At 61.5% G+C, this 26478-nt stretch carries 22 protein-coding genes and 1 other RNA gene; 9 read left to right on the forward strand and 14 right to left on the reverse strand.

What is annotated here, in order from left to right:
- The first annotated feature begins 89 nt into the window (after positions 1-89).
- The gene (locus ACK9YZ_RS13345; protein ID WP_416064149.1) at positions 90-935 is read left to right on the forward strand and encodes an aldo/keto reductase; all 846 of its coding nucleotides are present in this window, start codon (positions 90-92) and stop codon (positions 933-935) included.
- Between the two features lie 64 nt (positions 936-999).
- Here the strand turns inward: ACK9YZ_RS13345 and ilvN are convergent, their stop codons facing one another.
- Together ilvN and ACK9YZ_RS13355 are read right to left on the reverse strand one after the other, a co-directional pair.
- The gene (gene ilvN, locus ACK9YZ_RS13350; protein ID WP_183736022.1) at positions 1000-1572 is read right to left on the reverse strand and encodes an acetolactate synthase small subunit; all 573 of its coding nucleotides are present in this window, start codon (positions 1570-1572) and stop codon (positions 1000-1002) included.
- Between the two features lie 24 nt (positions 1573-1596).
- Positions 1597-3390, reverse strand: coding sequence for an acetolactate synthase 3 large subunit (locus ACK9YZ_RS13355; protein WP_416064150.1), 1794 nt, complete (start codon positions 3388-3390; stop codon positions 1597-1599).
- A gap of 325 nt (positions 3391-3715) precedes the next feature.
- Here ACK9YZ_RS13355 and ACK9YZ_RS13360 point away from each other — a divergent pair, with 325 nt between their 5' ends.
- Complete coding sequence (locus ACK9YZ_RS13360; protein WP_416064151.1) at positions 3716-5746, forward strand: ATP-binding protein; 2031 nt, start codon at positions 3716-3718, stop codon at positions 5744-5746.
- A 7-nt stretch (positions 5747-5753) separates the two neighbouring features.
- On the opposite strand, the gene ACK9YZ_RS13365 is transcribed toward ACK9YZ_RS13360, so the two are convergent.
- Complete coding sequence (locus ACK9YZ_RS13365; RefSeq protein WP_216755153.1) at positions 5754-6011, reverse strand: hypothetical protein; 258 nt, start codon at positions 6009-6011, stop codon at positions 5754-5756.
- Between the two features lie 81 nt (positions 6012-6092).
- A complete protein-coding gene (gene miaA / locus ACK9YZ_RS13370; RefSeq protein ID WP_416064152.1) occupies positions 6093-6989 on the reverse strand; it encodes a tRNA (adenosine(37)-N6)-dimethylallyltransferase MiaA in 897 nt (298 codons plus the stop codon).
- Here miaA and serB point away from each other — a divergent pair.
- On the forward strand, positions 6988-7878 hold the full coding sequence (serB, locus tag ACK9YZ_RS13375) for a phosphoserine phosphatase SerB (RefSeq protein WP_416064153.1): 891 nt from the start codon (positions 6988-6990) through the stop codon (positions 7876-7878). The two genes, miaA and serB, sit on opposite strands and share 2 nt — an antisense overlap.
- Positions 7879-7954: 76 nt before the next feature.
- On the opposite strand, the gene ACK9YZ_RS13380 is transcribed toward serB, so the two are convergent.
- The 6 genes from ACK9YZ_RS13380 to ACK9YZ_RS13405 form a co-directional block, all read right to left on the reverse strand.
- A complete protein-coding gene (locus ACK9YZ_RS13380; protein ID WP_416064154.1) occupies positions 7955-9709 on the reverse strand; it encodes a Do family serine endopeptidase in 1755 nt (584 codons plus the stop codon).
- Positions 9710-9941: 232 nt separating this feature from the next.
- A complete protein-coding gene (locus ACK9YZ_RS13385) occupies positions 9942-10127 on the reverse strand; it encodes a DUF2065 domain-containing protein (protein WP_416064155.1) in 186 nt (61 codons plus the stop codon).
- A gap of 11 nt (positions 10128-10138) precedes the next feature.
- A complete protein-coding gene (gene hflC / locus ACK9YZ_RS13390) occupies positions 10139-11104 on the reverse strand; it encodes a protease modulator HflC (protein WP_416064156.1) in 966 nt (321 codons plus the stop codon).
- Positions 11105-11107: 3 nt separating this feature from the next.
- Positions 11108-12205: an FtsH protease activity modulator HflK gene (gene hflK / locus ACK9YZ_RS13395; RefSeq protein ID WP_216755159.1), complete on the reverse strand. Its 1098-nt coding sequence runs from the start codon at positions 12203-12205 to the stop codon at positions 11108-11110.
- A gap of 146 nt (positions 12206-12351) precedes the next feature.
- Positions 12352-12873: a dihydrofolate reductase gene (locus tag ACK9YZ_RS13400; protein WP_416064157.1), complete on the reverse strand. Its 522-nt coding sequence runs from the start codon at positions 12871-12873 to the stop codon at positions 12352-12354.
- Between the two features lie 113 nt (positions 12874-12986).
- Positions 12987-13781, reverse strand: coding sequence for a thymidylate synthase (locus ACK9YZ_RS13405; protein WP_216758901.1), 795 nt, complete (start codon positions 13779-13781; stop codon positions 12987-12989).
- Positions 13782-13895: 114 nt separating this feature from the next.
- On the opposite strand from ACK9YZ_RS13405, the gene ssrA reads away from it, so the two are divergent.
- From ssrA to ACK9YZ_RS13425, 4 genes are all read left to right on the forward strand, one after another.
- Positions 13896-14272: a transfer-messenger RNA gene (gene ssrA, locus ACK9YZ_RS13410) on the forward strand.
- 131 nt (positions 14273-14403) lie between these two features.
- On the forward strand, positions 14404-14913 hold the full coding sequence (locus ACK9YZ_RS13415) for an SspB family protein (RefSeq protein ID WP_216755161.1): 510 nt from the start codon (positions 14404-14406) through the stop codon (positions 14911-14913).
- A 47-nt stretch (positions 14914-14960) separates the two neighbouring features.
- Entirely contained in the window at positions 14961-15149 is a 189-nt protein-coding gene (locus ACK9YZ_RS13420) for a DUF4169 family protein (RefSeq protein ID WP_216755162.1), read from the forward strand.
- 82 nt (positions 15150-15231) lie between these two features.
- On the forward strand, positions 15232-15453 hold the full coding sequence (locus ACK9YZ_RS13425; RefSeq protein ID WP_416064158.1) for a ribbon-helix-helix domain-containing protein: 222 nt from the start codon (positions 15232-15234) through the stop codon (positions 15451-15453).
- Between the two features lie 36 nt (positions 15454-15489).
- On the opposite strand, the gene ACK9YZ_RS13430 is transcribed toward ACK9YZ_RS13425, so the two are convergent.
- The 3 genes from ACK9YZ_RS13430 to ACK9YZ_RS13440 all read right to left on the reverse strand — a co-directional run bounded on the left by ACK9YZ_RS13430 (position 15490) and on the right by ACK9YZ_RS13440 (position 21849).
- Positions 15490-19194 (reverse strand): AsmA family protein, encoded by a 3705-nt coding sequence (locus tag ACK9YZ_RS13430; protein WP_216755164.1) that lies wholly within the window; start codon positions 19192-19194, stop codon positions 15490-15492.
- An 89-nt stretch (positions 19195-19283) separates the two neighbouring features.
- Positions 19284-20696, reverse strand: coding sequence for an FAD-binding oxidoreductase (locus ACK9YZ_RS13435; RefSeq protein WP_416064159.1), 1413 nt, complete (start codon positions 20694-20696; stop codon positions 19284-19286).
- A 100-nt stretch (positions 20697-20796) separates the two neighbouring features.
- Positions 20797-21849, reverse strand: a complete 1053-nt coding sequence (locus tag ACK9YZ_RS13440) for an aldo/keto reductase (RefSeq protein WP_216755166.1) — start codon at positions 21847-21849, stop codon at positions 20797-20799.
- A gap of 91 nt (positions 21850-21940) precedes the next feature.
- Here ACK9YZ_RS13440 and ACK9YZ_RS13445 point away from each other — a divergent pair, with 91 nt between their 5' ends.
- Positions 21941-22843: a LysR family transcriptional regulator gene (locus ACK9YZ_RS13445; protein ID WP_416064160.1), complete on the forward strand. Its 903-nt coding sequence runs from the start codon at positions 21941-21943 to the stop codon at positions 22841-22843.
- Between the two features lie 149 nt (positions 22844-22992).
- On the forward strand, positions 22993-24087 hold the full coding sequence (locus ACK9YZ_RS13450) for an AbrB family transcriptional regulator (RefSeq protein ID WP_416066738.1): 1095 nt from the start codon (positions 22993-22995) through the stop codon (positions 24085-24087).
- Positions 24088-24281: 194 nt separating this feature from the next.
- Here the strand turns inward: ACK9YZ_RS13450 and ACK9YZ_RS13455 are convergent, their stop codons facing one another.
- Positions 24282-26072, reverse strand: coding sequence for an ABC transporter ATP-binding protein (locus ACK9YZ_RS13455; RefSeq protein ID WP_416064161.1), 1791 nt, complete (start codon positions 26070-26072; stop codon positions 24282-24284).
- Positions 26073-26478: the final 406 nt, after the last annotated feature.

A 26478-nucleotide genomic window follows, 5' to 3' on the forward strand; every position in this document is an offset into this window, starting at 1 on the left:
CTGCCCTAAACCACAGCGGCCATAACATTGTTGTCATGGTGACAGGATTACCTGATAGTCTGCTGAGCACGTGTAGGACCAGAACTGCCATGGACGACCCGATCCCCACCATCACCTTCCCCGACGGCACCGAGGTCCCCGCGCTCGGCCAGGGCACCTGGGGCATGGGAGAGGATGCCGGCCATGCGAAGCAAGAGATCGCAAGCCTCCAGGCCGGCCTCGATCTCGGCATGACGATGATCGATACCGCCGAAATGTACGGTGACGGCGGAGCCGAAGAAATCGTCGGACAGGCAATCAAGGGCCGCCGTGACGAAACCTTCATCGTCAGCAAGGTCTATCCCTGGAATGCGAGCCGCACCGGCACGATCACCGCCTGCGAAGGCAGTCTCGAGCGCCTCGGCACCGACCGCATCGACCTTTATCTCCTGCATTGGCGCGGCAACTATCCGCTCACCGAGACCGTCGAAGCCTTTGAGACACTGAAAGCCGCCGGCAAGATCCGCGCCTGGGGCGTCTCCAATTTCGATACCGACGATATGCAGGAACTGCTTTCCGTGCCCGGCGGGCAGAATGTCGCCGCCAATCAGGTTCTCTACAATCTCGCCCGCCGCGGCATAGAATACGATCTCCTGCCCTGGTGCCAGGGCCGCAACGTCCCGATCATGGCCTATTCGCCGATAGAACAGGGCCGCGTGCTGCACCATCCCGACCTGATCCATATCGCCAAGGCCTATCAGGCGACCCCGGCGCAACTGGCGCTCGCTTTCCTGCTGGAACGCGACGGTGTCTTCGTCATCCCCAAGACGTCGAACATCGAGCGCGCCCGCGAGAACCGCGGCTGCGTCTCCCTCGATATCACCGACGAGGACTGGGAAGCCCTCGACGAGGTCTTCCCGCCCCCGGCGAAGAAAACGCCGCTGGAGATGCTCTGACCCCAACGGCGTTAGCCATATTCTCGCAATGGGAGTATCGGATCACATGCCCGGGCTGTAGTTCCTACATGCCCTGCGCGCCGCGATTCATCGCCGCAATGCCGGTGCGGCAGACTTCGATGAGACCGAGCGGCTTCATGATCGCGATGAACTGGTCGATCTTCGAGGACTTGCCGGTGATCTCCAGTATGAAGTGGTCGACCGTCGCATCCACCACCTTGGCGTGAAAGGCATCGGCCAGGCGCAGCGTTTCGGCACGCGTCTCGCCGTTGCCGATCACCTTGAGCAGTGCCACTTCCCGCTCGATCGGCCGGTCCTGGCCGAGTTCGCGGGCACGCACCGTCAGGTCCACGACGCGATGGACGGGCACGATGCGTTCGAGCTGCGCCTTGATCTGCTCCAGCACCTGCGGCGTGCCGCGGGTAACGACGGTAATGCGCGACAGGTGCGCCGCATGCTCCGTCTCCGAAACCGTGAGGCTTTCGATATTGTAGCCGCGGCCGGAAAACAGGCCGATGACGCGGGCGAGCACGCCCGGCTCGTTATCGACGAGCACCGAGAGCGTATGGCTCTCGACGGCTGCCGTTTCCGGCGAGATGAAGTAGGCAGAGCCGGTCGGTTGAAGGTGTGCGTTCATGATCCTGGGTTTCCTACCTGATTGTTATACTAGCTGACGGCCCTTGGCGTCGATCGCGTTGGCGACCGCTTCGTCCGTGGCTTCGTCCGGCAGCAGCATTTCGTTATGGGCCTTGCCCGAGGGGATCATCGGGAAGCAGTTGGCGAGATTGGCGACGCGGCAATCGAAGATGACTGGCTTCTTGACGTCGATCATCTCCTGGATGGTTGCGTCGAGATCGTCGGGCTTCTCGCAGCGCAGGCCGACCGCACCATAGGCTTCGGCCAGCTTCACGAAATCGGGCATCGCCTCCGTATAGGAGTTGGACAGGCGGTTGCCATGCAGGAGCTGCTGCCACTGGCGCACCATGCCCATGTACTGGTTGTTCATGATGAAGATCTTGATCGGCGCATTGTGCTGGATCGCCGCCGACATTTCCTGGATGCACATCTGGATCGAGGCATCGCCGGCAATATCGATGACGAGGCTTTCCGGATGGGCGATCTGTACGCCGAGCGCTGCCGGCAGGCCGTAACCCATCGTTCCCAGGCCGCCCGAAGTCATCCAGCGGTTCGGCTGTTCGAAGCCGAAGAACTGCGCCGCCCACATCTGGTGCTGGCCGACTTCCGTCGTGATGTAGGTGTCGCGATCCTTTGTCAGGGCGAAGAGACGCTCCAGCGCATATTGCGGCATGATCACGTCGCTGCTCCTGGTATAGGCGAAGGAGTTGCGCGCGCGCCAGCGGGCGATATCGCCCCACCATGCATCGAGACGGCTCTTTTCCGGCTTCTTCGGCAGCGCTCGCCACAGGCGAATCATATCTTCCAGGATATGGCCGACATCGCCGCGGATGCCGAGATCGACGCGAACGTTCTTGTTGATCGAGGACGGGTCGATATCGATATGGATCTTCTTGGAATTCGGCGAGAAGGCGTTGAGGCGGCCCGTGATGCGGTCGTCGAAGCGGGCGCCGATGCAGACCATGACGTCGCAATCATGCATCGCCATGTTGGCCTCGTAGGAGCCGTGCATGCCGAGCATCTTCAGCCAGTTCTTGCCGGATGCCGGATAGGCGCCGAGACCCATCAGCGTCGAAGTGATCGGGAAATCGGTGAGTTCGACCAGTTCGCGCAGCATGCGGGAGGCTTCCGGACCGGAATTGATGACACCACCACCGGTATAAAAGATCGGCCGGCGGGCATTCGCCATCATTTCGATTGCTGCATGGATCTGGTTCAGGTCGCCCTGGATCTTCGGCTGGTAGCTCTTCTGGATCGCATGATCGGCCGGCGGCGTGTAGGTGCCTGTGGCGAACTGAACATCCTTCGGGATATCGACGACGACGGGGCCAGGACGGCCCGACTGCGCAATCCGGAAGGCTTCATGGATGACGGCGGCGAGCTCGTTGACATCCTTGACCAGCCAGTTGTGCTTGGTGCAGGGGCGCGTGATGCCGACGGTGTCGCATTCCTGGAAGGCGTCCGAACCGATGAGCGAGGTCGGAACCTGGCCCGTCAGGCAAACGAGCGGAATGGAATCCATCAGCGCATCCTGCAACGGCGTGACCGCATTGGTGGCGCCGGGACCTGACGTTACCAGCATGACGCCGACCTTGCCGGTGGAACGGGCATAACCTTCGGCCGCATGGCCGGCCCCCTGCTCATGGCGAACGAGGATGTGCTTGACGTCTTCCTGCTGGAAGATCTCGTCATAGATCGGCAGAACAGCGCCGCCGGGATAGCCGAAGATGTGCTCGACGCCATTGTCCTTCAGCGCACGCAGAACGATTTCCGCTCCCGTCATCCGATTGCTGTCCGTTTGATTGTCCGTGCTCGCCATGTGTCTGTTCCGTTGATGCTGGGGATTGAGTTTGTGGCCGGAAGCCCTGATTTCGGGCATAAAAAAAGGCCCCTGAGGAGCCTTCGTCTAGCGCATGGGTGGCTATCGCCGGATGGTTACACCATCCTGCCCATGCGCTTTCCCACCACGATAAGAACGTTCGAAATTGTCATGGGCGGAATTGATAGACAGAAAATTTCGCAGCGTCAACGCATTCCGCAATAAAAAATCGGCAGCCCATCAAAGCTGCCAAGCATCCAATGGAGGCTGAAGGATTTGTTAAAGGATCGATTATATCCTGTGCGTTAATGCAGGGAGTAACCCTTTGCTCAACAACGACATGATGACGACAGGCAAAGCAGGCGAGCAGGATCGCCGCGATAGCCTCGCACCGGGAAATCGGTTTCTCGGGCGTGTCGTTGCATGCAGCGGATCGCGCGCCACCATCGCCGCCGTGGCAGAATCTGGCGGCACCGATCTCACGGAATTGTGGTCCGTCGGCCGGCTGATTTCGATCAGCGTCGGCAGGAATCGCGTCGTCGCCCTCGTCTATTCCATGAATACCGGCAATCAGGGCTGGGGCGAAGGCCAGGACAACATCTTCCGCATCGAGACGGAACTGCTCGGCGAAGTCCGTGTCGAGGAAGATGGCCGCGAGGAATTCTCGACCGGCATTTCACGCTACCCCTATCTCGGCGCCATCGCCCACCGCATCCGCGCCGCCGACCTCATGCGCATCTATGATGCCGGCAAGGGCGCCACCGCCGTCATCGGCAATCTCACGCAGGATGAAAGCATCGACGCGGCGATCCATGTCCCCTCGATGCTGTCGAAACATTTCGCCGTCGTCGGCTCGACCGGCGTCGGCAAGTCGACCGCCGTCTCGCTGCTGTTGCACAAGGCGATCGAGGCCGATCCGAAGCTGCGCGTGCTGATCCTCGATCCGCACAACGAATTTGCCGCGGCCTTTCCCAAGCACGCCGTCACTATCGATACGGATACGCTTGACCTGCCCTTCTGGCTGATGCGGCTCGAAGAATTCGCCGAGGTCGTCTTCCGCGGTCGCCCGCCGGTGCCGGAAGAGCTCGACATGCTGCGCGATATCCTGCCGGAGGCCAAACGCGCCTTCCGCGGCAGCGACAGTTCGCTAGTGCGCCGCCAGACGGAAAAGAGTTCGATCACGGCCGATACACCGGTGCCCTACCGCATCGCCGATCTGCTCGCCCTCATCGACGAGCGCATCGGCAGGCTGGAAGGCCGCGCTGAAAAGCCGTTCCTGCGCTCCTTGAAGATGCGCATCATCGCCGCGATCAACGATCCGCGCTATCACTTCATGTTCTCCAGCAATACGATCAGCGACACGATCACGGAGACCATCGCGCAGATCTTCCGCATTCCCGGCGACAACAGGCCGATCTGCACCTTCCAGCTTGCCGGCATCCCCTCCGAGGTCGTCAATTCCGTTGCCTCGGTGCTATGCCGCATGGCCTTCGAAATTGCGCTCTGGAGCGAAGGCGCCATCCATATGCTGGTCGTCTGCGAGGAAGCGCACCGCTACATACCGTCAGACCCGACCCTCGGCTTCGTGCCGACGCGGCAGGCGATTGCCCGTATCGCCAAGGAAGGCCGTAAATACGGCGTATCGCTCGGCATCATCACCCAGCGCCCCGGCGAACTCGACCAGACGATCCTGTCGCAGTGTTCGACGCTGTTTGCCATGCGCCTTGCCAACGATCGCGACCAGGAAATCATCCGCTCGGCCATTCCCAACTCCTCGATCTCGACGACGAGCTTCATCTCCTCGATCGGCAACGGAGAAGCAATCGCGTTCGGCGAGGCAATCCGGGTGCCGATGCGCATGCGCTTCCTGCGCGTCGATGAAAACCTGCTGCCGAAGGCCCACAGCGCTACCAGCAAACATGCCGAGGATGATCCCGACACCGTCGACCTGCGCCGCATCGTTACCCGCATGCGGGCGATCACATCCGGCCCCGATATCTCCACCTTCCAGCAGAGCTACACGTCAGCCATGACAGACAGTTTCGAGACGGAAGACGGCTTCGTCGACGACGCGGCCGATCGGCCCTATGCCGCTCCATCAACAGCAGAGGCGCCGCTCGAACCCTATCGCCCCGCCCTGCTGCCGCAGAGCCGCGCGCCGCATCCTGAGCCCCCGCCACTTTCGCCGCAGACCTCCATCGACGCACGCCTGGAAGCGCTGCGCCGCGAAATGCGCCGCGACGAACAGCCGAGGCCGGTCTTCGGCGAGCAGACATCACCACGCCGCGAAGGCGGGATGTCGCTGCGCGAAAGCATCCTGAAGAAGCCGCTGAGCAGCCTTTACGATAAGGATTAAGGGCGGTTCACGAACGCTGCTGGCGCGTCGCCGCTGCGATTTCGGAAAGATGCCGCTCGATCAGCGCCAGGAAGGCGATGGTGCCGCAGATCAGTGCCGCAACCACGATGCCGCCGATGGCGCCCAAAATTCCTCCGACGATGAACATGCCCGATCCGCCCTGCGCCGCAGCAGCGGTCGCACCCGAAAGCGTGGAAAAGGCGAGTATGACGATAGCGATCAAGGCGTTGATCGAAGAAAGTGTCTTTGCGAGAAAATTGTTCATGCCGGCCCCCATAACTCCCTTGATCATGATTCGAGGATCATTGTAACCGTTTGCGGGCGCGAAGCATGTGTCGCTTTAGCGCTAAGGCGAAAGCCGCTCCCAGCTTTCATCCATCTGATTGCGGAACCAGGTCATCTGCCGCTTGGCATATTGCCGTGTCGCGGCCGCCCCGCGCTCGATCACCTCGGCGCGGCTCATCTCGCCATGCAGCATCGCCGCGATCTGCGACACGCCGATTGCCTTCATGACCGGCATTTCCGGGGGAAGATTAAGCGCCAGTAGCGCCCTCACCTCGTCTTCCGCCCCCTGCTCCAGCATTTTCTCGAAACGTCCGTTGATCCGCTGGTGCAGCACGGCGCGATCCGGCAGCACGACGATCTTACGCGCCGTGTGTGGATCGACGACGACAGGCCCCGCCTGCCCCTGGAATTGCGCAATCGACTGGCTCGTCGCCTCGAAAACCTCAAGCGCCCGCACGATCCTCTGCCCGTCCTGTACGTTCAGGCTCTCGGCCATGGCGGGATCAACCTTCGCAAGCTCCTCATACAGACCCTCCGATCCTTCCTCCAGAAGCCGTGCGCGCAACCGCTGCCTTATTTCCTCGGGAATGACGGGCATTTCCGATAACCCGCCCGTCAGCGCCTTGAAATAAAGCCCAGTGCCGCCGACGAAGACCGGCAGCTTTCCCTCTGCACGGATGCGCGGCAAGAGCGCCACCACATCCCGCAGCCAGGCACCGGTCGAATAAGTCGCCCCCGCCGGCACATGACCGTAAAGGTAATGCGGTACGCCTCCCATATCCTCCTCGGACGGTCGCGCCGTCAGCACCCGCAGCGTGTCATAGACCTGCATGCTGTCGGCATTGATCACCACGCCGCCATGCTGTTTGGCGAGCTCCACGGCCAGTGCGGACTTGCCGCTCGCAGTCGGCCCGGTTATCAGGATCGCGTTCACAGAGCTCAGAAGGTTTTCCATCATGGCCCTCGTTGCCACGCTTGTTGCCAATCCGTCAAACCCCGTTCTTTCGCCTGAGATCGCCGAGCGTGCCGCCGGCGCCGTCAAGGCATCCGGGCTCTATTGGCTGGCGGATGGCATTGCCTGCGATATCGTACTCGCTGACGGCTCCGACGGCCAAGCAGCCGAGGCCAATCTGCTCGCCGCCATCGCCGGCAACCCGATCGACCTCGTCATCCAGGAACAGGAAACCCGCCGCAAGAAGATGCTGATTGCCGATATGGATTCGACCATGATCGGCCAGGAATGCATCGACGAACTCGCTGCCGAAGTCGGCCTCAAGGACAAGGTTGCCGCCATCACCGCCCGCGCCATGAACGGCGAGATCGCTTTCGAGCCGGCGTTGCGGGAACGCGTCGCCCTCCTGAAAGGTCTTCCGATCTCGGTCGTCGACGAGGTCATCGCCAAGCGGATCACCCTGACACCGGGCGGCCCCGAACTCATCGCCACCATGAAGTCGAAAGGCTATTACACAGCCCTCGTCTCCGGCGGCTTCACGGTCTTCACGAGCCGCATCGCTGCCGTTATCGGCTTCGACGAGAACCGAGCCAATATCCTGCTGGAAGAAGGCGGCCTGCTGTCCGGCCATGTCGCTGAGCCAATCCTCGGCAAGCAGGCCAAGGTCGACGCCCTCAACGACATCGCCGCCCGCCTCGGCATTTCCCCTCAAGACGCCATCGCCGTCGGTGACGGCGCCAACGACCTCGGCATGCTGCATCTGGCTGGTTCCGGCGTCGCGCTTCACGCGAAACCCACTGTGGCCGCCGAAGCCGACATACAGATCAACCACGGCGACCTGACGGCGCTGCTTTATATCCAGGGCTATCGCAAGACGGATTTCGCGACGATTTGAGCCATAGGGCACTGTTGAAATGAAAAAGGAGCGGCCAACCGCTCCTTTGATTTTTCTTGCCTGTGCCGGGCGACACCTACTCCATCGGCACCGCAACGAACCGCAAGTCGCCATTGGCCGCAGCGACCATCATCTGCGCATTGCGCCGGCCCTCCTGCTTCAGCGTCTGCACCTTACTGGCGACAGCATCCGGTGACTTCATGAATTCCTGTGCCACTTCGACGATCACGTCACCGGGCTTCAACCCCTTCTCGGCAGCGGCCGAACCCGGTGCAACCTCGGTCACGACGACACCATCGACGCTTTCGGCAATGCCGAAGGCCTTGCGGGTTTCGGGACTGAGCAGCGAGAGCGAAAGACCGAGCACATGCTTTGGGGTAGCCTGGCCGGGAGTTGCCTGATCCTGCCCCTTTTGATCCGGGCTCTTTTGGTCTTGCCCTTGATCCTGCTGGTGCGGGTCCTGTCCGTCGGGTGCGGCCTGCCCCTGATCGTCGCCCTGATCCGGTTCATCCATGTCGTTGTTCTCGCCGGGATCGGGGTTGATGACACCGTCATCACTCGAATTGTCGCCGGCCGCAGCCGCCTGGTCGCTGTCTTCGAGACGGCCGAGCGTCACCTTGACGGTCTGCTCCTTACCGTCGCGCAGCACGAGGACATCGACCTCTTTACCGACAGGGCTTTCGGCCACCACGCGCGGCAGGTCGCGCATCTCGGCGACTGCCTTACCGTCGAATTTCAGGATGACGTCACCGGCCTTGATCGAACCGTCATCGACAGGTCCGCCCTTGATGACGCCGGCGACCAGCGCGCCCCTGGCGCTGTCGAGGCCGAGGCTGTCGGCCACTTCGTCGGTGACCGGCTGTATGCGCACGCCGAGCCAGCCGCGGCGCGTCTCACCATACTCGCGAAGCTGCTCGACCACGCCGGATGCAAGCTCCGACGGCACGGAGAAACCGATACCGATCGAGCCGCCCGAGGGAGAAATGATCGCGGTGTTGATGCCGATCACTTCACCCTTCATGTTGAAGAGCGGGCCGCCGGAATTGCCCTTGTTGATCGCCGCATCCGTCTGGATGAAATTGTCGTAGGGGCCGGCATTGATGTTGCGGCCGCGGCCCGAAATGATGCCGACCGTCACCGATCCGCCGAAGCCGAACGGGTTGCCGATCGCCATGACCCAATCGCCGATACGCATCGTGCTGGAATCACCGAACTTGACGAATTTCAGCGGCTGCTTCGGCTCGACCTTGAGCACCGAAAGGTCAGTCTTGGTATCTGTTCCGATCAGCTTGGCCTTGAGCTTGGAACCGTTGGCGAAATTGATCTCGATGTCGTCGGCCCCCTCGATCACGTGGTTGTTCGTGACGATATAGCCGGTGGGATCGATGACGAAGCCGGAACCGAGCGAGCTGACATTGTGGCTGGGGCCGCGGTTGCCCTGCTGCTTGTTGAAGAAGTCGTTGAAGAATTCCTGGAAGGGCGAGCCGTCAGGCGCACGCGGTGCGGGACCGGCGCCCTCGTCACCCTTCACATTCTGCGAGGTCGAGATATTGACTACGGCATCGAGCAACCCTTCGGCGAGATCCGCGACGGAAGCCGGACCATTGACCGGAGCCGTCATCTGCATGGGCGGAGCAGCGGGTGCGACTGCAGCCGGGGAAACCGGCGTCGGTTGAGGGGCCGCAGGGGCCGGTGCTGCCTGTTCAGGTGTCGCTGGTGCGGGGGCGGTTTGCGCATGCGCAACACTGCTTACGCCAACATTTGCCAGAAGGGCGGTGCCGGCCAGCAGCGCGAGCGTTCGTCTGAAGGGCGAGCGAGTCGTGGGGGCCATCAAGCTTCCTCGTCTGGGATAAAGGCGCACATACAGCATCAGCATAAGGCGGAATGATGGAGGGCGAAATCACCTTTTCGAGAAATCCCCGTGCGAATGTGATTGAGAGCCTTTCCTGGCCAGAGGTCGACCGGCCGGCGCGCGTCGTAGCCCAGATCTACGGCCAAGCCGGCCGGTCGATCAGGCGGCCCGTTTCAGCCAACAGAATGCTGCAATCTGGCCAGTAAAGGCTCTAACCTCGCAAAAGCCAGACACAGGCAACGCCGAGCGCTATCGCTGCAAGCCCGAAGACCCTCAGCTGGCGCTCCGGAACGGTGTGGAGAAGCTTCGCCATCTCGACAAGGAAACGAGGGGCCAGTGCGTAGACCAGCCCCTCGATGATAAGGAAGAATGCAAGCCCGGTGAGGAGGTCCTGCATTCAGTCTGTCATCAGTTCGCCGGCAGTGCCGGAGCGGCCGGCTGTGCGGCCGCAGGCGGCACGAGGCCCCCGACCTGGCCCGGTGCAGCAGGCTGGTTGCCGTCCGCGTTCTCGAAGTAACGGAAGAACTGCGAGGTCGGCGAAAGCACCAGCGTCGTATCCTGCGAGGACAGTGCCGCGGAATAGGCGGCCATCGAGCGGTAGAACTCGAAGAAGGCCGGGTCCTTGCCGAAGGAATCGGCAAAGATACGGTTGCGCTCCGCATCACCCTGACCACGCAGGATTTCCGAATCGCGCTGCGCATCGGCAGTGATCTCGACGACCTGGCGGTCGGCGACAGCCCGGCGGCGCTGGCCCTCTTCATTACCCTCGGCGCGGATGCGCTCGGCCTCGGCCAGACGCTCGGAGCGCATGGCGTTGTAGGTGTTCGGAGCCACTTCCGGCGAAAGGTCCGTCCGGCGGATGCGGACGTCATCGATATGCAAGCCGAGGTTTTCGGCATCGGTGCGCAGATCGTCGCGAATTTCGAGCATCATCGCCACGCGTTCTTCCGAAAGCGCCGCGTTGTAGTCACGCAGACCGTAGACACGACGAAGCGAGGAATCGAGCTGCGCACGCAGCCGTGCCTCGGCAGCGTCGCGGTCGCCCGAGACCGTTTCGCGGAAACGGCGTACATCCGAGATATTGTAGATCACGAAGGCGTCGACATCGAAGGTCTGGCCGTCCTGAACCTGAACGCGGATATTGTCGAGGTCGAGCCTGAGCGCCCGCTTTTCCACGAACTGCACGCGGTCGGCATCCATGAAGCCGAACGGCAGTTTGAAATAGAGGCCGGGCTCTGTCTTCACCGACTGGATTTGACCGAAGCGCACGACGATTGCCTGCTCACGTGCATTGACCACGAAGATCGACGAATAAAGAATGACGAGAAGGACCGCGAGCGCGATCAGGATAAAGGGAAGTCTGTTCGATACCATGGTTCAACCTCCCTGCCGTGCCGGTGCCGCCGCCGGTCGATTGATTTCGTTGAGCGGCAGGTAGGGAACGACGCCCTGCTTTTCGTCGATCACGACCTTCTTGGAGTTCTTCAGGACCTGCTCCATCGTTTCCAGGAACAGGCGCTTGCGCGTCACATCGGGAGCCTTCGAATATTCGTCATTGATGGCTGTAAAGCGCTGTGCTTCACCTTCCGCTTCCTTGACGACGCGATCCTTGTAGGCGGCTGCGTCTTCACGGATACGGGCAGCATCGCCTCGTGCCTGACCGAGCTTCTGGTTCGTATAACGGTTGGCATCCTCGATCGTGCTGTCGCGGTCGCGACCGGCACGCTGCACTTCTTCGAAGGAGTCGGCGACTTCGCGTGGCGGCGCCACGTTCTGGATCGTCACGCCGGTCACGGTAATGCCCGCGCCATAGCGGTTCATCGTATCCTGAACGATGTTGAGAACCTGCGTCTCGATCGGCTGGCGGTTGCTGCGGAACGCATCCAGTGCCGGACGCCGGCCGACGACTTCGCGCATGGCGCTGTCGGAAACCTGCTGCAGCGTTTCAGCCGGATTTTCGACACCGAAAAGATAGGCCTTGGGATCGCTGATCGTATAGAAGACCGCGAACTGTACGTTGATGACACTCTTATCGCTCGACAGCATCAGCCCGCTCGAAGAGCCTGCCGTGGTCGCGCCGATGTTCAGCTGCTGCACCGTCACCTTGACCGTCTCGACGGTTTCAACCGGCCAGAAATGGAAATGCAGGCCCGGCAGGGAAACCTCCTGCTTGGGCTCGCCGAAGCGCAGCTCAACGCCGCGTTCGTCCGGCTGGACAACGTAAATGCATTGGAAAAGCCAGAAGATCGCGACGACCGCCACGATGATCGCAACGACACCGCCGTTGAAACCACCTGGAATGAAGCCGCGCAGCCGGTCCTGCCCGCGCCGTATGATATCCTCCAGATCAGGCGGACCGCCCTTGCCGCCGCCACCGCCGCGTGGACGGTTCGGCCCCTGCCCCCATGGTCCCTGATTGTTACCGCCGCCGCCGCCCCAAGGGCCGCCGCCGCCATTCTGATTGCTCCAGGGCATCAAAACCTCGTTGTTCGTTACGTCATACACATCCGACCGCCGTGGGGGCTGCCGGCGGATGCGATCCGACCGTTATAGGTATCGCCGCACCGGCTTTCAACGCGGTGTCAGAAACTTGGTCAATATAATTGGAAAATAGTTCCTTTTCAGGCATCTCGACGTTTATAAACGACGAAACGCGTGGGATAGGTATCCCTTTCCCCCGAGGGAACATCAAGGCTCTCCGTCGCCACCCAGATCGCGGGATCGATGTCCGGAAAGGATGTGTCGCCCTCTACGTCGGCCTCCACATGCGTCACGCACATACGGTCGACGAACGCCATCGCCTGTGCGTAGATCTGCCCGCCGCCCAGGATGGAGATCTCGTTCTCACCCTGCTTGCGGGCAAGCGCCTCGGCCATTTCAATCGCCTCGTCGAGCGAGCGGGCCATATGCACGTCGGGAAGATCGATCGCGGCACCGCGCGAGATCACCACATGCTGGCGACCCGGCAGCGGCTTGCCGCCGAAGCTCTCGAAGGTCTTACGGCCGACGACGACAGGCTTGCCCACCGTCATCGCCTTGAAGCGCTTGAGGTCTGTCGAAAGCCGCCAGGGCATATCGCCGTCGCGGCCAATGATGCCGTTGCGCGCGACGGCAACGAAGATGGTTTTGCGGATATCGGACATCGGCCTTCCCGGCTTAGAGCATGTCGCGCAAAAATGTGCAGCGGTTTTGCGATCACGAAATGCGAAACAAGAGCCTAAAGCGTGGCAAGCGATCTGAAAGATCGCGACACGCTTCAGACGGCGATCGGCGCCTTGATATTGGCATCGGCATCGTAGCCGACGAGTTCGAAATCCTCGTAGACGAAGCTGAAGATATCCTTCACATCGCGCTTGATCAGCATGCGCGGCAGCGGCTTCGGCTGGCGCGCCAGCTGCAGCTTCGCCTGTTCGAAATGATTGTGGTAGAGATGTGTATCACCGAGCGTGTGGACAAACTCGCCATATTTCAGCCCGGTCACCTGCGCCACCATCATCGTCAGCAGCGCATAGGAAGCGATATTGAAGGGGACGCCGAGGAAGATATCGGCCGAGCGCTGATAGAGCTGGCAGGAAAGCCTTCCATCGGCCACATAGAACTGGAACAGGCAATGGCAGGGCGGCAGCGCCATGTCATCGACCTCAGCCGGGTTCCAGGCGGAGACGATGTGGCGGCGCGAATTGGGGTTCTTGACGAGGCCTTTTACGAGATTGTCGATCTGGTCGATATGCCCGCCATCCGGTGCCGGCCAGGAGCGCCACTGAGCGCCGTAGACCGGGCCGAGATCGCCGTTCTCGTCGGCCCATTCGTCCCAGATGCTGACGCCGTTTTCACGCAGGAAGCGGATATTGGTCTCACCCTTGAGGAACCACAGCAGTTCATAGATGATCGAGCGCAGATGCAGTTTCTTCGTCGTCAGCACCGGAAAGCCGGCATCGAGATCGAAGCGCATCTGATAGCCGAAGACCGAACGCGTGCCGGTACCCGTGCGGTCGCCCCGGTCGGTGCCGTTTTCCATCACATGGCTCAAGAGGTCGAGATATTGCTTCATGGTCGCCACTGATTCCTTTTGCACCTAATTTAAGGGCAAAGCGGCCGCAAACCAATGCGCCTTGCCGATTATCCAAGCAAAAACGCTGATGAGGACGATGCTTTTATGACACGTCCCCTTCCATTGCGATCACAAAAACACTATATCACCCGTGCCGGCTTTCGGGCCGGCTATGGCGATAAACGGGCGGTGGAATAAACCTATTGGACCCGGGGGCGGTACCCGGCGCCTCCACCAAAAACAGGCGGATATCCTTTTGGACAAGCGCCTGCTTTTGATGGGGGCGAAATAGGATCGACAAGGGTGTAAAGATCGACTTTTCGCTCGGCATGATACCGCCGTTATCGGGTCACAAGTGTAGTTGCAAACGACAACAACGCTAAGGAATACGCTCTCGCTGCCTAACGGCGGTGCGGGAATTCCGCTCTAAGTCCTTACGGTTAGCCCCGTAAGGCGGGGTCCGAAGGCACCTGGCAACAGAAGCCTTCACCTTCTCCCCTTTTTCGACGAAATCATGTATGCTTGATGAAAGCATGAATCGGCTTGCGCCTTTCCCAAAGCGCCTGTTCGTGCCATACAAGTTCGTGAAAAGACTTCGAAACCGACGAAAGACAGGAAAAGCATGGGGCAGGATCACATCCGCTACGACATTCTGGCACAGGACGCGTTGCGCGGCGTCATCCGCAAGGTCTTGACTGAAGTCGCAACGACGGGCCGACTGCCCGGCGACCATCACTTCTTCATCACGTTTCTGACCGGCGCCCCCGGCGTGCGCATCTCGCAGCACCTGAAGTCCAAATATCCCGAGCAGATGACGATCGTCATCCAGCACCAGTTCTGGGAACTGAAAATCACCGAATCCCATTTCGAGATTGGCCTGTCGTTTTCCGACGTGCCGGAAAAGCTCGTCATCCCCTTCAACGCCATCAGAGGCTTCTACGATCCCTCGGTCAATTTCGAGCTGGAATTCGACGTGCCGCTGAGTGACGGTGAGGAGTTGCCGGCAGCCGAAATCACCGCCTATCCCGTTGACGCGGCCAAGACCGATGATGCGGCCGCAAAGCCCGCCGACGGCGAAGAAAAAAAACCAGGCTCCGTCGTTTCACTCGACTCTTTCCGCAAGAAGCAATGATGTCAAAGGGAGGCCGAAAGCCTCCCTTTTTTCATGGAGAGAACCGAATGAGCGCCGAAATCGTCAATCTGCGCCAGTTCCGCAAGAAGCAGGCCCGTTCCGAAAAGGAAGTGCGGGCTGAGCAGAACCGTGTGTCCCATGGGCGCACCAAGGCCGAGAAGCAATTGACCAAGGCCCTCAACGAGAAAGCCGAAAAGGCGCTCGATCAGGGCAGGCTCGAAAAAGACAAGACTTGATCGCGCCGACATAAAAGCATGCGTGATCAAGCAGTTGCGGTTCCCAAGTGAATCGCTTTCTCAATGAGACATGGTTAGCTCGATGATCCGTAAACATTCGGCGACACTGCATGGGCATCGCACAAGCTTCTCGTTGGAAGATGAATTCTGGATGGAACTGAAGACAATCGCAGCAAGTCGTTCCATGCCGCTTGCAGCGTTGATATCGGAAATAGACGATAACAGGTCGGCTGAGAGCAATCTCTCCTCGGCACTGCGCCTTCATGTCCTGTGCTGGTTGAAAAACGGCGCCGCAGGAGCTTGAGCAACCCTGTTAGGCCGGCCTTTTTGCTCGCCGGAATTATTGTGCCTGGACGCCCGGCACCTGGTCGAAATTGAGTTGCCCGGGCTGAGGCACAGAACGGCGCGCAGCCTCGGCCTCTGCAGCAGCCCTCGCTTGTGCCTCCGCTTCCGCCTTGGCCTTCGCTTCGGCGGCAGCCTTCGCCTCGGCTTCGGCCTTGCGCTCAGCCGCCTGCTGTGCGAGCGCCCGCAGCCGCTCTTCCTCGGCCTTTCGCTGCCGCTCGATTTCGGCAGCCGCAACGCGCTGGGCATCATTGAAGCGATAGAGCGCCACTTCGCGCCGCAGCCGCTGCTTTTCCAGGACATTGGTCTGCAGCCGCTCGACACGCCGCCGCTCGCGTTCGAAGGCGCGCAGCGAGAGAAAGCTGGTGATATCGGTCACATCCATCGTCTTGCCCGGTGAAGCGAGCAGGCCGGAGAAGTTCAGCCGGATGCCCGGCTCCGCTCCCGACAGTGCCTCCGCGCCCGGATTGAGGTTGATGCCAAGCGTCGCGCTGATACGCTCCTGCGGCAGCTCGATCTGCGCATCGGCTGTCAGATGCGCGAGATCGTTGGCGACGCTGACATTCTGGACCCGCAGCGTGCCGTCCGTCACGTTGAAGGGAATGCCGAGCGGCGGCAGCTTCGCCTCGCCATTGTTCAGCAGCGTCTCGACAATCGGATGTATCTTGCCGGCATTGATCTGATCCTGCATCGGATCGGTGGCGGCCAGTAGCGGCGCCAGGATCGCGAGGTTCAGCCCGCGAACGCTCGTCTCGCCGAGCCGGATTTCGCCCGAGCCGTTCAGCGAGCTCGCAATGTCCGCAACCGTCTTGCCCGAAGCTTCGAGCGACAGCGACATGCCGAACTTGCCGTTGGCGACAGGCGCGCCGTCGCGCGACCAGACGACACCGCCTAGATCGGAATCGGCAAGCGTCAGCCGCGACTGCAGGAAACCCGTACCATTGGCATTGGTAAAGAGCATATTGCCCGAAAGCGCGCCGCCGTCCCAATTGCCGGCCATGTTGTTGAGCTGCATCTCGTCGCCCTTGTAGGCAACATCGGAGGTGAAATCATTGACAGCAGTATTGAAAAGCCCCGGCCAGAACTGCTTGGCGCTGAGCTTCAGATTGACGTCGAGATCGCGGAAAAGCGGCTGGCCGAGTGCTGCCGTCGTCAGCTGGCCATTGGACGGATCGTTGATCTGCCCGAACACCGCCTCTCCGAGCCAGCCGAGATCAGCCTTGGAGAGCGCAAGCGAACCACTCGCCGCAGTCTTTGCCGCCTTGCGGTCGAAAGTCAGTGCGCCCGTGAATTCATTGTCGGCCGCGTGCCCGTTGAGATCGGCCAACACCACCTTGTCGGCATCGATGGTCGCATTGGTCTGCATCTTGAAGGGCAGCCCGGTGCCGAGCTCAGGCAGCGCGATGCCGTTCATGACGAGATACGGGTCGAGATCCGCACTTTCGAGCGACAAGGCGACATTGCCGTTCATGAAAGTGTCGGGCCGCACATCGACCTTGCCGTTCGCCGTGAACGAAGTCCGGTCTGTGGCGAAGGTCAGCGCGGCATCCGCCGGATCGTTGCCCGCCGCCGTTACTTTCAGCGTCATGCGGCCGTTGGCGCCGGCATCGACCGGCAGTGGATCGAGACCCGCCTGGCCGAAGAGGATCGACGGAACAGCGTTGTCGAGCGTCGCCTCCAGCGCCGTCGTACCGTTGCCGGTCAGCGCCAGAAGGTCGGACATGCGGTAATCGAGATTGACGCGGCTACCGTTCGAAACGCCAGCCAGCGTCACCGCCAGCGCATTGTCGTCATCGCCGCCAAGCGTCACCGCGCCGCGCAGCGCCGTATTGCCATACCAAGCGGCATTGCGCACCAGCCGGTCCATCACAGGGTGATGCGGCAGGTGTTCGCGCAGCATGGCGAAGAAAGAGCCGGGATCGGCGGCCTTGAAGGTGATCTCGCCGGTACCCTTGTAGTCGAGCAGCGATCCCTCCGCCTTGCCCGTCGCCGTCAGTTCGGCACCCGCAAGGTTCTTGATCGACAGATGGTCGACGGAAAGCGCCCCGTCAGCAAGCGTAAAGGTCGTCTCGACATTGTCGGCCTGCACGCCGAAGGCCGTGAACTTGTCCGCCTTGAGCTGTGCAGCAATCTTGTGGTCAAGCACGTTGTCACCGGCATCCTGCCCGGTAAAGAGACCGGTCAGGGCGCGCAGCGCATCGAGATCGAGCGCATCGCCATTCAGTGCGACGGAAAGCGACGGTGTCTGGCCCTCGGTCGCCTGCCGCTCCAGCCGTCCTTTCAGCGTCGCAGCACCGATAGCGATCTCCAGGTTCTCGAAACGCTGCAGATCATGCGTCAGGCTGACATTGGCGGAGAAACCGGCCTGCCGGAGCTGGCGGATCGCCGGATCGACCGATCCAGACAGCCAGGAGGCAAGTCCGGTCGGCTGGTTGGAGGCGACGACCATCTGGCCGTTGAAGGACGGATCGCCAATGAGCGTCAGCTTGCCCTTGCCTTCCACCTGCGTGCGGCCTGGCAGCGTGCCGACGGCATTGTCGATCATCCAGCCATTGCCGGCGGGCCGCAGTTCCAATGCCACATCGCGGATCGTCGTATCGCCGGCAACGATGGCAGGCAGGCGCACGGTCGCCTTGCCGGGCACCTGCGGGATCGGCACCTGGCCGATGATTTCGATCAGCGAATTCAGCCTCTGGCGCGCCGAAACCGCCGGATCGCGGTTGGTCTTGCCAGCGGCCCCCTGGTTGCCGATACGGTTGACGTCGATCTGCTGGCCATCGGCGGTCAGCAGAAATTCCGGCGCCGTGCCGGTGTCCAGTGTCGCCTCCCCCGTGATCACATAGGGGTCATCGGTCGAGCCGACTTCCATGCGGTATTCGGGAATGCGGATGCGGTCGTTGGTGAGCTCGAAACGGCCCTTGAGGCGCGGCGGCGGCGCCTCTCCCTTTTCAGTCTTGCCCTCGCGGTTTTCAATCGCCGCAGACAGCGTGCCCTGATAGTTCGGCCGGCTGTCGACCAGCTTCAGCTCGCCGTCGAGATCGATGGTAACCGGATGTTTGTCAGGTGCAAGCCGGGTGCGTGCGCGCAGCACGCCGTTCTCGTCCGGCTGATTGCTGGAGATCGAAAAGCTGCCATGCTCGCCATCGAGCGTGCCGTCGCCCTCGATGCGCCATGGACCGGCGAGCGACTTCGCCGACATCTCGGCATTGAGCCCCGTCACATGCCGCGAACGGCCGGACTGGTCGTCGACGAACTCAATCTCACCGCCATTGACGTGCACATTTTCCAGAACGACGGTCTTGGCCGGAATTTCCGGCTGGCTGCCGCGCATCCAGTCCAGCGATCCATCCTTCAGAAGCCGCAGTCGCACCTTGGGGTTGATCACGCGCATGTCGAAGATTAGCGCTTCGCCGGAAAGGAAAGGCGCAAGCTCGGCATCCATGGAGAATTGCTCGACCTGCACGACCGGCTTGCCGTCCTCCTCCTGGCCGACGCGCACGTCATGCAGCGTCACGGACGGAAACGGCAGAAGCCGTGCGTCGACGGTGCCGTGGACCGTCACCTTCTTGCCGATGATGCGGCTTGCCTGATCCTCGAAATTCATCCGGAAATCCGTCCAGTCGATGAACAGCGGTGCCAGCAGCGCTACAAAGAGCACTACGACGATCACTCCTCCTAGAAAGACGAGGAACCGGCCTACCAAGTCAGGGATTCTCCATTCGGGATTCTGTTGCCGACACTAGCGCTATTCATGCCGGGGGCAAGGGCCAAGATCATGAGATTGTTCCATTTTCAGCCCAGATGAAAAATCTTGCCGGGATTGAGGATATTGTCGGGATCGAGCGAGCGTTTGATCTGACGCATCAGATCCACCGTGCCTCCGAGCTCCTGCTCCAGAAATGCCATCTTCCCCTGACCGATCCCATGTTCGCCGGTGCATGTTCCGTCCATTGCCAGCGCCCGCGCATTCAGCCGGGCCACGAACTCCTCGGCCGTGGCAATCCCCGCGGCACTCTTGTCATCGAACAAAAGCTGCACATGGAAGTTCCCGTCGCCTGCGTGGCCGACGATCGGCGCCAGCAAACCATTTGCCTCGATATCGGCCTGCGTTTCGGCAACGCAATCCGCAAGCCGCGATATCGGAACACAAACATCGGTCGAAAGTACGGCAAGGCCGGGTGCGAGCGCGCGCACCGACCAATAGGCGTCATGGCGCGCCTTCCAGAGCTTCGTGCGCTCCTCCGGGCTTGCCGCCCACTTGAATTCGCCGCCGCCGCATTCGGCCGCGATCTCGGCAAAGGCGGCTGATTGCAACGCCACCGTTTCATCCGTGCCATGGAATTCGAGGAAAAGCGCCGGGCTCTCCTCATAGGGAAGGCCGGCATAGGCAATGCTGGCGCGCATCTGCAGCGCATCGACGAGTTCGATGCGTGCCACCGGAATGCCCATCTGGATCGTCATGATGACAGCATCGCAGGCCGCCTTCACGCTCGGGAACGCGCACACACCGCCGGCGATCTTCTGCGGAATGCCGTGCAGGCGCAGCGTCACCGAGGTCAGGATGCCGAGCGTACCCTCAGCGCCCACGAAGAGCCGTGTCAGGTCGTAGCCGGCCGAAGACTTGCGGGCGCGGCGCGCGGTGCGGATTTCCTCGCCTGATGCGGTGACGGCAGTCACCGCAAGCACATTGTCCTTCATCGTGCCGTAACGCACGGCATTGGTGCCGGAAGCCCGCGTCGAGGTCATGCCGCCGATCGAGGCATTGGCGCCGGGATCGATCGGGAAGAACAGGCCGGTATCGCGCAGATGGATATTCAACGCCTCGCGGGTGATGCCGGGCTCGACCGTGCAGTCGAGATCCTCAGGATTGACCTCGAGCACCCGGTTCATCCGGCTGAAATCAATGGAAATCCCGCCATTCGGCGCGTTGACTTGGCCCTCAAGCGAAGAGCCGGTACCGAAGCCGATGACCGGCACTTTGTGATCGGCACAGACCCGCACAGCGGCCTTCACATCGTCAGCCGTCTCGGCAAAGAACACTCCGTCGGGCAACTGAGCGGGAATATAGGTGGTCGTATGTGCATGCTGGGCGCGAAAAGCCTGGCCGGTCTGGAAGCGCTCTCCGAAGCGCTGCTTCAGAATACCGGTGACGGTCTCGATGCCCGCCTCGTTTCGCATCCCGACCTTTGCGTCGCGCAGCGCCATGCCCTTGATCTCCCTACATTCCACAGCCTGCTACAGGATCTGTAGCAGGCCGGGTATGAGGCAAGTCAAAGCGGCTGTCCAGCCAAGATTAGGGAAGATTTCATCCCATCTTTATTGCAGGGACAGCGGGCGGGTTGAGCCGGGCAAAACCCTCCTGCCGATAGTAAGGAAAATAGGGATAAGGCGGCGTCACGGCACTGACCGCATCCAGCCGCCTTATCTGCTCCGCCGTCAGGCTCCAGCCGACGGATCCGAGATTTTGCCTGAGTTGTTCCTCATTGCGCGCGCCGATGATGACGCTTGAGACCGTCGGCCGGCCGATCAGCCAGTTGATGGCGATCTGCGGCACCGTCCTACCGGTCTCGACGGCAATCTCGTCCAGCACGTCGACGATGTTGAAAAGCTTCTCGTCATCGACGGGTGGGCCATATTCAGCGGTCTGGTGCAGACGGCTTCCCTCCGGCAGGGCCACACCGCGGCGGATCTTGCCGGTCAGCCGGCCCCAGGCAAGGGGGCTCCAGACGAGCGCCCCCACCTGCTGGTCGGCGGCAAGCGGCATCAGCTCCCATTCGTAATCCCGCCCGGCGAGCGAATAATAGACCTGATGGGCGACATGGCGCGGGTAGCCGTATCGCTCGGAAATACCGAGCGCTTTCATCAACTGCCAGCCAGAGAAATTGGAAACGCCGACATAACGCACCTTGCCCCCGGCAACCAACCCATCGAGCGCCGAAAGCACTTCCTCCATCGGCGTCGAGGCGTCGAAGGCGTGAAGCTGCAAGAGGTCTATATAGTCGGTGCCGAGCCGCCGCAGCGCATCCTCGGTCGCGCGGATCAGCCGTGACCGCGAAGTGCCCCAATCATCAGGTCGCTCGCCCATCGGCAGCGCCATCTTGGTCGAGATCAGCACCGCATCGCGCCGGCCGGAAATCGCCTGTCCCAGCACCTCCTCTGACGCGCCAGCCGAATAAACGTCCGCCGTATCGAACAGCGTCACGCCCGCCTCCAGGCAGATATCCACCATCCGCCGCGCTTCCTCGGCATCTGTCGTGCCCCAGGCGCCGAAGAGCGGTCCGCTGCCACCGAACGTGCCGGCCCCGAAGCTCAGCACCGGCACCCTCAGCCCCGATGCGCCGAGATTTCTGTATTCCATGATCCAATCTCCTGTTTTCTGAAGAGATAGACCCGGCCAGCACTGTGATATAGATTGCCTCAGAGCATATCATTTGTGATTTGAATTCATCATGAGCCGTCAGGACATCAATCGATCCGGTGAAATGGAAGTCTTCGTCAGCGTCGTCGAGCGCGGCGGCTTCTCCGCTGCTGCATTGGCGCGCCGCATGACGCCGTCGGCCGTTAGCAAGCTGGTCGCCCGGCTGGAAAACCGGCTCGGCACCCGCCTCGTCAACCGCTCGACGCGCAAGCTGCAGCTGACACCGGAAGGCTGCGCCTTCTATGAGCGCAGCGTGGCAATCCTCGCCAACATCTCGGAGGCCGAACGTTTTGCCTCGGCAGGAGAACAGGCGGCCGGACGCATCAGCATCAACACCAGCGGCTCTTTCGGCAATCATGTCCTGGCGCCGCTCGTCCCCGCTTTCATGGCCGAGCATCCCGGCGTCACGCTGGATATCACCCATACCGACAAGGTCGTCGACCTCCTGGAAGAGCGCGCCGATGTGGCGATCCGCGCCGGCCCGCTGAAGACATCGAGCCTGATTGCCCGCAAGCTCGGCGCTGCCAGAAAGATCATCGTCGCCTCGCCCGACTATCTGAAACAACGCGGCGAACCACGCTCAGCCACCGATCTGCACGATCACTGCCGCATTGGCTTTTCCTATGGCCGCGCACTGGAGGGCTGGCCGATCCTCCATGGCGGTGAAACGATCTCCCTTCCGCTCACATCAGGCCTGCAGGTCGGCGATGGTGAGGCCATGCGTTATCTGGCGCTCTCAGGCGCCGGCCTTGCGCGCATGACGGAGTTCACCGTGCGCGCCGATATCGCCGCCGGCCGCCTCGTCCCTGTGCTGGAAAAGCTCAATCCCGGTGATGTCGAAGAGTTCTACGCAGTCTATATCGGTCAGGGCGGGCCACTGCCGGCCCGTGTTCGCACCCTCCTTGATTTCCTTGCCAAACACATCCGCCTTTAGGGGCACAAGGGCCAGATTCCGCAATTGACCCTTTGGCTGCCCCGAGCCTATACGGGGTCTGCGCTTGCCGGCCCTCAGCCGGCCTCTTCATGCTGCCGGAGCCTCTTCCCATCTTCGCCTACGGGCTCGCTCCGGTCAAAAGTTCGAGGATCACAATTTTGGACGCAAGCAGCTTCCCGCAGAAAGCGAGCCTGCCCAAATGGGCATTGCTGCTTGCCTTGTCCGCCATTCTTGTCCTGTTCCTCGAACTCTTCGCCCTGCCCGCCTCGCTGCTGATCGGCCCGATGGTCGCGGCGATCGGGCTGGCGCTCACCGTCGGCAAGGGGCAGTTGCGCATCCCCTACTGGCCGCTACAGTTCGGCCAGGTGCTGGTCGGCCTCCTGATGGCGCGCAACATCACGCCTGACATCCTGGGCACCATGGCCAAGGACGCGCCGCTCTTCTTCGTTTTCATCGTCTCGGTCATCGCCATTGCCGCCGGCCTCGGCTGGCTGCTCACGCGCTGGCAGGTTCTGCCCGGCACGACGGCTGTCTGGGGCTCGACGCCCGGCGGCGCCTCGGCCATGGTCATCATGTCGGAAGCCTACGGCGCCGATGCCCGCCTCGTCGCCTTCATGCAATATCTGCGCGTCGTCTTCGTCGCCGTCGGCGCCTCTGTCATCTCCCGCCTCTGGGTCGCCGCCGATGGTGAGGCGCCGCCGCCGGTCATCTTCTTCCCGGCGGTCGACTGGCCGGCCTTCACCATGACCATCGCCTTCGCCGCCCTCTGCTGCTACGCCGTCTTCCGCTTCCGCATCCAGGGCGGCAACATTGTGGTGCCGCTGTTTGCCGGCGCGGTGCTGCAAGGCTTCGGCCTGTTGAAGATCGAATTGCCGACCTGGATCCTGGCGCTCAGCTACGCGCTGATCGGCTGGAGCATCGGCCTTCGCTTCACCCGGTCGATCCTCAAACATGCCGCCCGCGCCCTGCCCCGCGTCTCCGCCTCCATCATCATCCTGATGGCGCTCTGCGGCTGCATGGCGGTGGCACTCCACAAATTCGCCGGCATCGACCCGCTGACCGCCTATCTTGCCACCAGCCCCGGCGGCGCCGATTCCGTCGCCATCATCGCCGCGTCAAGCGATGTCGACGTGCCCTTCGTCATGGCCATGCAGACCGGCCGCTTCCTGATAATTTTGCTGATCGGCCCGGCGCTCGCCCGCTTCATCGCCCGCCGCTCGGGACTTGCGGAAAGTTCCGCCTAAGGCATCGCTCGCACGACGAAGTTGGAACTCGTCTCGGCTAGCCGAGCGCGACGGAACCTATGATCGCATATTCGCCGCCACGAACCCTGCCTGAGGACTACACCTCTCAGCCACAAAGCCCCGCTTGCCCAACAAAATCCAAGTCGAGCGAGCGGAGACGAAGAACCGGCGCCCCAGCGCGCCGGCTCTTCGGCTCATGCCACCAGACCCTTGGTAAGTTCGAGCGCCTGCCGCTCGAACAGCCGGCGATAGATGCCGTTGTTCAGCCGGATGAGCGCTTGATGGTCGCCTTCTTCGACGATCATCCCCCTGTCGAACACCAGCAGTCGATCCAACGCCCGCACCGTCGAAAGGCGGTGCGCGATGACAAGCGTCGTGCGGCCATCCATCAGGCGCTCCATGGCCTGCTGGATCTGCACTTCGCTCTCGCTGTCGAGGCTCGATGTCGCCTCGTCCAGGATCAGCACGGGTGCATCGGCGAGAAAGGCGCGCGCGATGGCGACACGCTGACGCTCGCCGCCCGACAGCTTGACACCGCGCTCGCCCACCATCGTCTCGTAGCCCTTCGGCAGGTCCATGATGAAACGATGGGCGCTCGCCTGTTTTGCCGCATTCTCGATCTCGCGCCTGGACGCGTTCGGGCGACCATAGGCGATGTTTTCGGCCAGAGTGCGGTGAAACAGGATGGGCTCCTGCTGCACGATGGCGATCTGGCCACGCAGGCTCGATTGCGTGACCTCGGCGATATCCTGTCCGTCAATCCGGATCGACCCCGAGTTGACGTCATAGAGGCGCTGGATGAGCTTGACGAAAGTGGTCTTGCCCGAGCCGGAATGGCCGACCAATCCGACCCGTTCCCCCGGTTTGATGGTGACCGAGAAATCCTCATAGAGCGGGGTCGGATGCGCGCCATACTGGAAGGTGACGCGATCGAACACGATTTCACCTTCGCCGATCGCGATCGCCTTCGCGTTCGGCTTGTCCTCGATGCCGAGCGGCGTCTTGTCGAGCAGGACAAGTTCTTCCATGTCGTTGACGGCACGCTGCAGGTTTCGAATGTCTTGCCCGACCGAGCGCAGATAACCCTGCAGGACGAAGAACATCGCCAGCACGAAGGTGATGTCGCCTGCTGTCGCCAACCCCTGCTGCCACATGACAAGGCCGGTGCCGAGAATGCCGGCCTGCATGGAGACCATCATGAAGCCCTGGATCGTGCCGTTCAGCGTCCCGCGCTTCCACGTCCGCCGCGTGCGGTTGTCCCATTTGGCAAGCACATGGCGCAGGCGTTCCTCTTCGCGCCTTTCGGCACCAAAGGCCTTGACCACCGAGTTGCAGCTGATGGCATCCGCCAACGCGCCGCCGAGCTTGGTATCCCAGGCATTGGCAAGCTTTGCCGCAGGCGACACGAAACCCATCGAAAGTGCGACGGTCACGCCGATATAAGCAAGCGATCCCGCAGCCACGATCAGCCCCATGATCGGCCAATAGGTGCCGAGCACGATACTGGCGCCGACCAGCATGACGATCGACGGCAGCAGAGCGATCAGCAGCAGGTCGTTGAGCGCGTCGAGCGCCCACATGCCGCGGGTGATCTTGCGGACCGTCGAGCCGGCGAAACTATTGGCATGCCAATCCGTCGAGAACCGCTGCACCCTATGGAAGCCGTTATTGGCGACATCGGCCATAATGCGCAACGTCAGCCGGATGATCCCGTCGAAGATGAACCAGCGCAATACAACGCTGGTCAGGCCAAGGGCCACGACCACAGCGAAGGCGCGGATAGCACCGCCAGCCGCATTGCCGCTGGCAATCGTGTCGACGATCTCACCGGAAAACACCGGCACGAGAACTTCGGCCAGCGTGCTGGCAATAACGAGCAGGACAATAGTGCCCACCAATGCGGGGCGATGAGTCCATTGACGAAAAACAAAGCCGAGGACGTTGCGATACGCATCGGCACGGAAATCGAGCTTCTTGCGAGCCATTTTAACCAGTCCGACGCCGTGTTTCGGCAGCCGGCCCCAAAATCGAGAGTTGAAGAGCACAGTCGGAGCGGGAGACGAACTGGTCCCGGCAGATCGGTCGAGCTGTGAACGAAATTAAAACCGCATGTCGCGTTTCCCTGGCGGGCCGCGAATTGGAATGACCTAGTGTCGGATCATTCCGGACGGGAGGACTTCGATGAATGTTGATGCCATGCAACGCCTCCTTTGATTGATCTGCAGCGGTAGAGTTTCTGTACCGGACAAATTTGATTTTGCCAACCGGATCTTTTCTACTTTATGGAGAATGATGCGCGAATAACACAACATCGCGGCGTTCAAAGGAGCCCGGCATCACCCGCCTTGCTTGGGGATCAGGCGTATACGGCATGTTTTTATTGGTGCTTGC

The sequence above is a fragment of the Rhizobium sp. ZK1 genome (assembly GCF_047782645.1).
Taxonomy (GTDB): domain Bacteria; phylum Pseudomonadota; class Alphaproteobacteria; order Rhizobiales; family Rhizobiaceae; genus Rhizobium.

Excerpts from the sequence above, each read along its gene's own strand:
- ACK9YZ_RS13345 (WP_416064149.1), top strand. The coding sequence starts at position 90 with ATGGACGACCCGATCCCCACCATCACCTTCCCCGACGGCACCGAGGTC.
- ilvN (WP_183736022.1), bottom strand. The coding sequence starts at position 1,572 with ATGAACGCACACCTTCAACCGACCGGCTCTGCCTACTTCATCTCGCCG.
- ACK9YZ_RS13355 (WP_416064150.1), bottom strand. The coding sequence starts at position 3,390 with ATGGCGAGCACGGACAATCAAACGGACAGCAATCGGATGACGGGAGCG.
- ACK9YZ_RS13365 (WP_216755153.1), bottom strand. The coding sequence starts at position 6,011 with ATGAACAATTTTCTCGCAAAGACACTTTCTTCGATCAACGCCTTGATC.
- serB (WP_416064153.1), top strand. The coding sequence starts at position 6,988 with ATGGCCCTCGTTGCCACGCTTGTTGCCAATCCGTCAAACCCCGTTCTT.
- miaA (WP_416064152.1), bottom strand. The coding sequence starts at position 6,989 with ATGATGGAAAACCTTCTGAGCTCTGTGAACGCGATCCTGATAACCGGG.
- ACK9YZ_RS13380 (WP_416064154.1), bottom strand. The coding sequence starts at position 9,709 with ATGGCCCCCACGACTCGCTCGCCCTTCAGACGAACGCTCGCGCTGCTG.
- ACK9YZ_RS13385 (WP_416064155.1), bottom strand. The coding sequence starts at position 10,127 with ATGCAGGACCTCCTCACCGGGCTTGCATTCTTCCTTATCATCGAGGGG.
- hflC (WP_416064156.1), bottom strand. The coding sequence starts at position 11,104 with ATGGTATCGAACAGACTTCCCTTTATCCTGATCGCGCTCGCGGTCCTT.
- hflK (WP_216755159.1), bottom strand. The coding sequence starts at position 12,205 with ATGCCCTGGAGCAATCAGAATGGCGGCGGCGGCCCTTGGGGCGGCGGC.
- ACK9YZ_RS13400 (WP_416064157.1), bottom strand. The coding sequence starts at position 12,873 with ATGTCCGATATCCGCAAAACCATCTTCGTTGCCGTCGCGCGCAACGGC.
- ACK9YZ_RS13405 (WP_216758901.1), bottom strand. The coding sequence starts at position 13,781 with ATGAAGCAATATCTCGACCTCTTGAGCCATGTGATGGAAAACGGCACC.
- ACK9YZ_RS13415 (WP_216755161.1), top strand. The coding sequence starts at position 14,404 with ATGGGGCAGGATCACATCCGCTACGACATTCTGGCACAGGACGCGTTG.
- ACK9YZ_RS13420 (WP_216755162.1), top strand. The coding sequence starts at position 14,961 with ATGAGCGCCGAAATCGTCAATCTGCGCCAGTTCCGCAAGAAGCAGGCC.
- ACK9YZ_RS13425 (WP_416064158.1), top strand. The coding sequence starts at position 15,232 with ATGATCCGTAAACATTCGGCGACACTGCATGGGCATCGCACAAGCTTC.
- ACK9YZ_RS13435 (WP_416064159.1), bottom strand. The coding sequence starts at position 20,696 with ATGGCGCTGCGCGACGCAAAGGTCGGGATGCGAAACGAGGCGGGCATC.
- ACK9YZ_RS13440 (WP_216755166.1), bottom strand. The coding sequence starts at position 21,849 with ATGGAATACAGAAATCTCGGCGCATCGGGGCTGAGGGTGCCGGTGCTG.
- ACK9YZ_RS13445 (WP_416064160.1), top strand. The coding sequence starts at position 21,941 with ATGAGCCGTCAGGACATCAATCGATCCGGTGAAATGGAAGTCTTCGTC.
- ACK9YZ_RS13455 (WP_416064161.1), bottom strand. The coding sequence starts at position 26,072 with ATGGCTCGCAAGAAGCTCGATTTCCGTGCCGATGCGTATCGCAACGTC.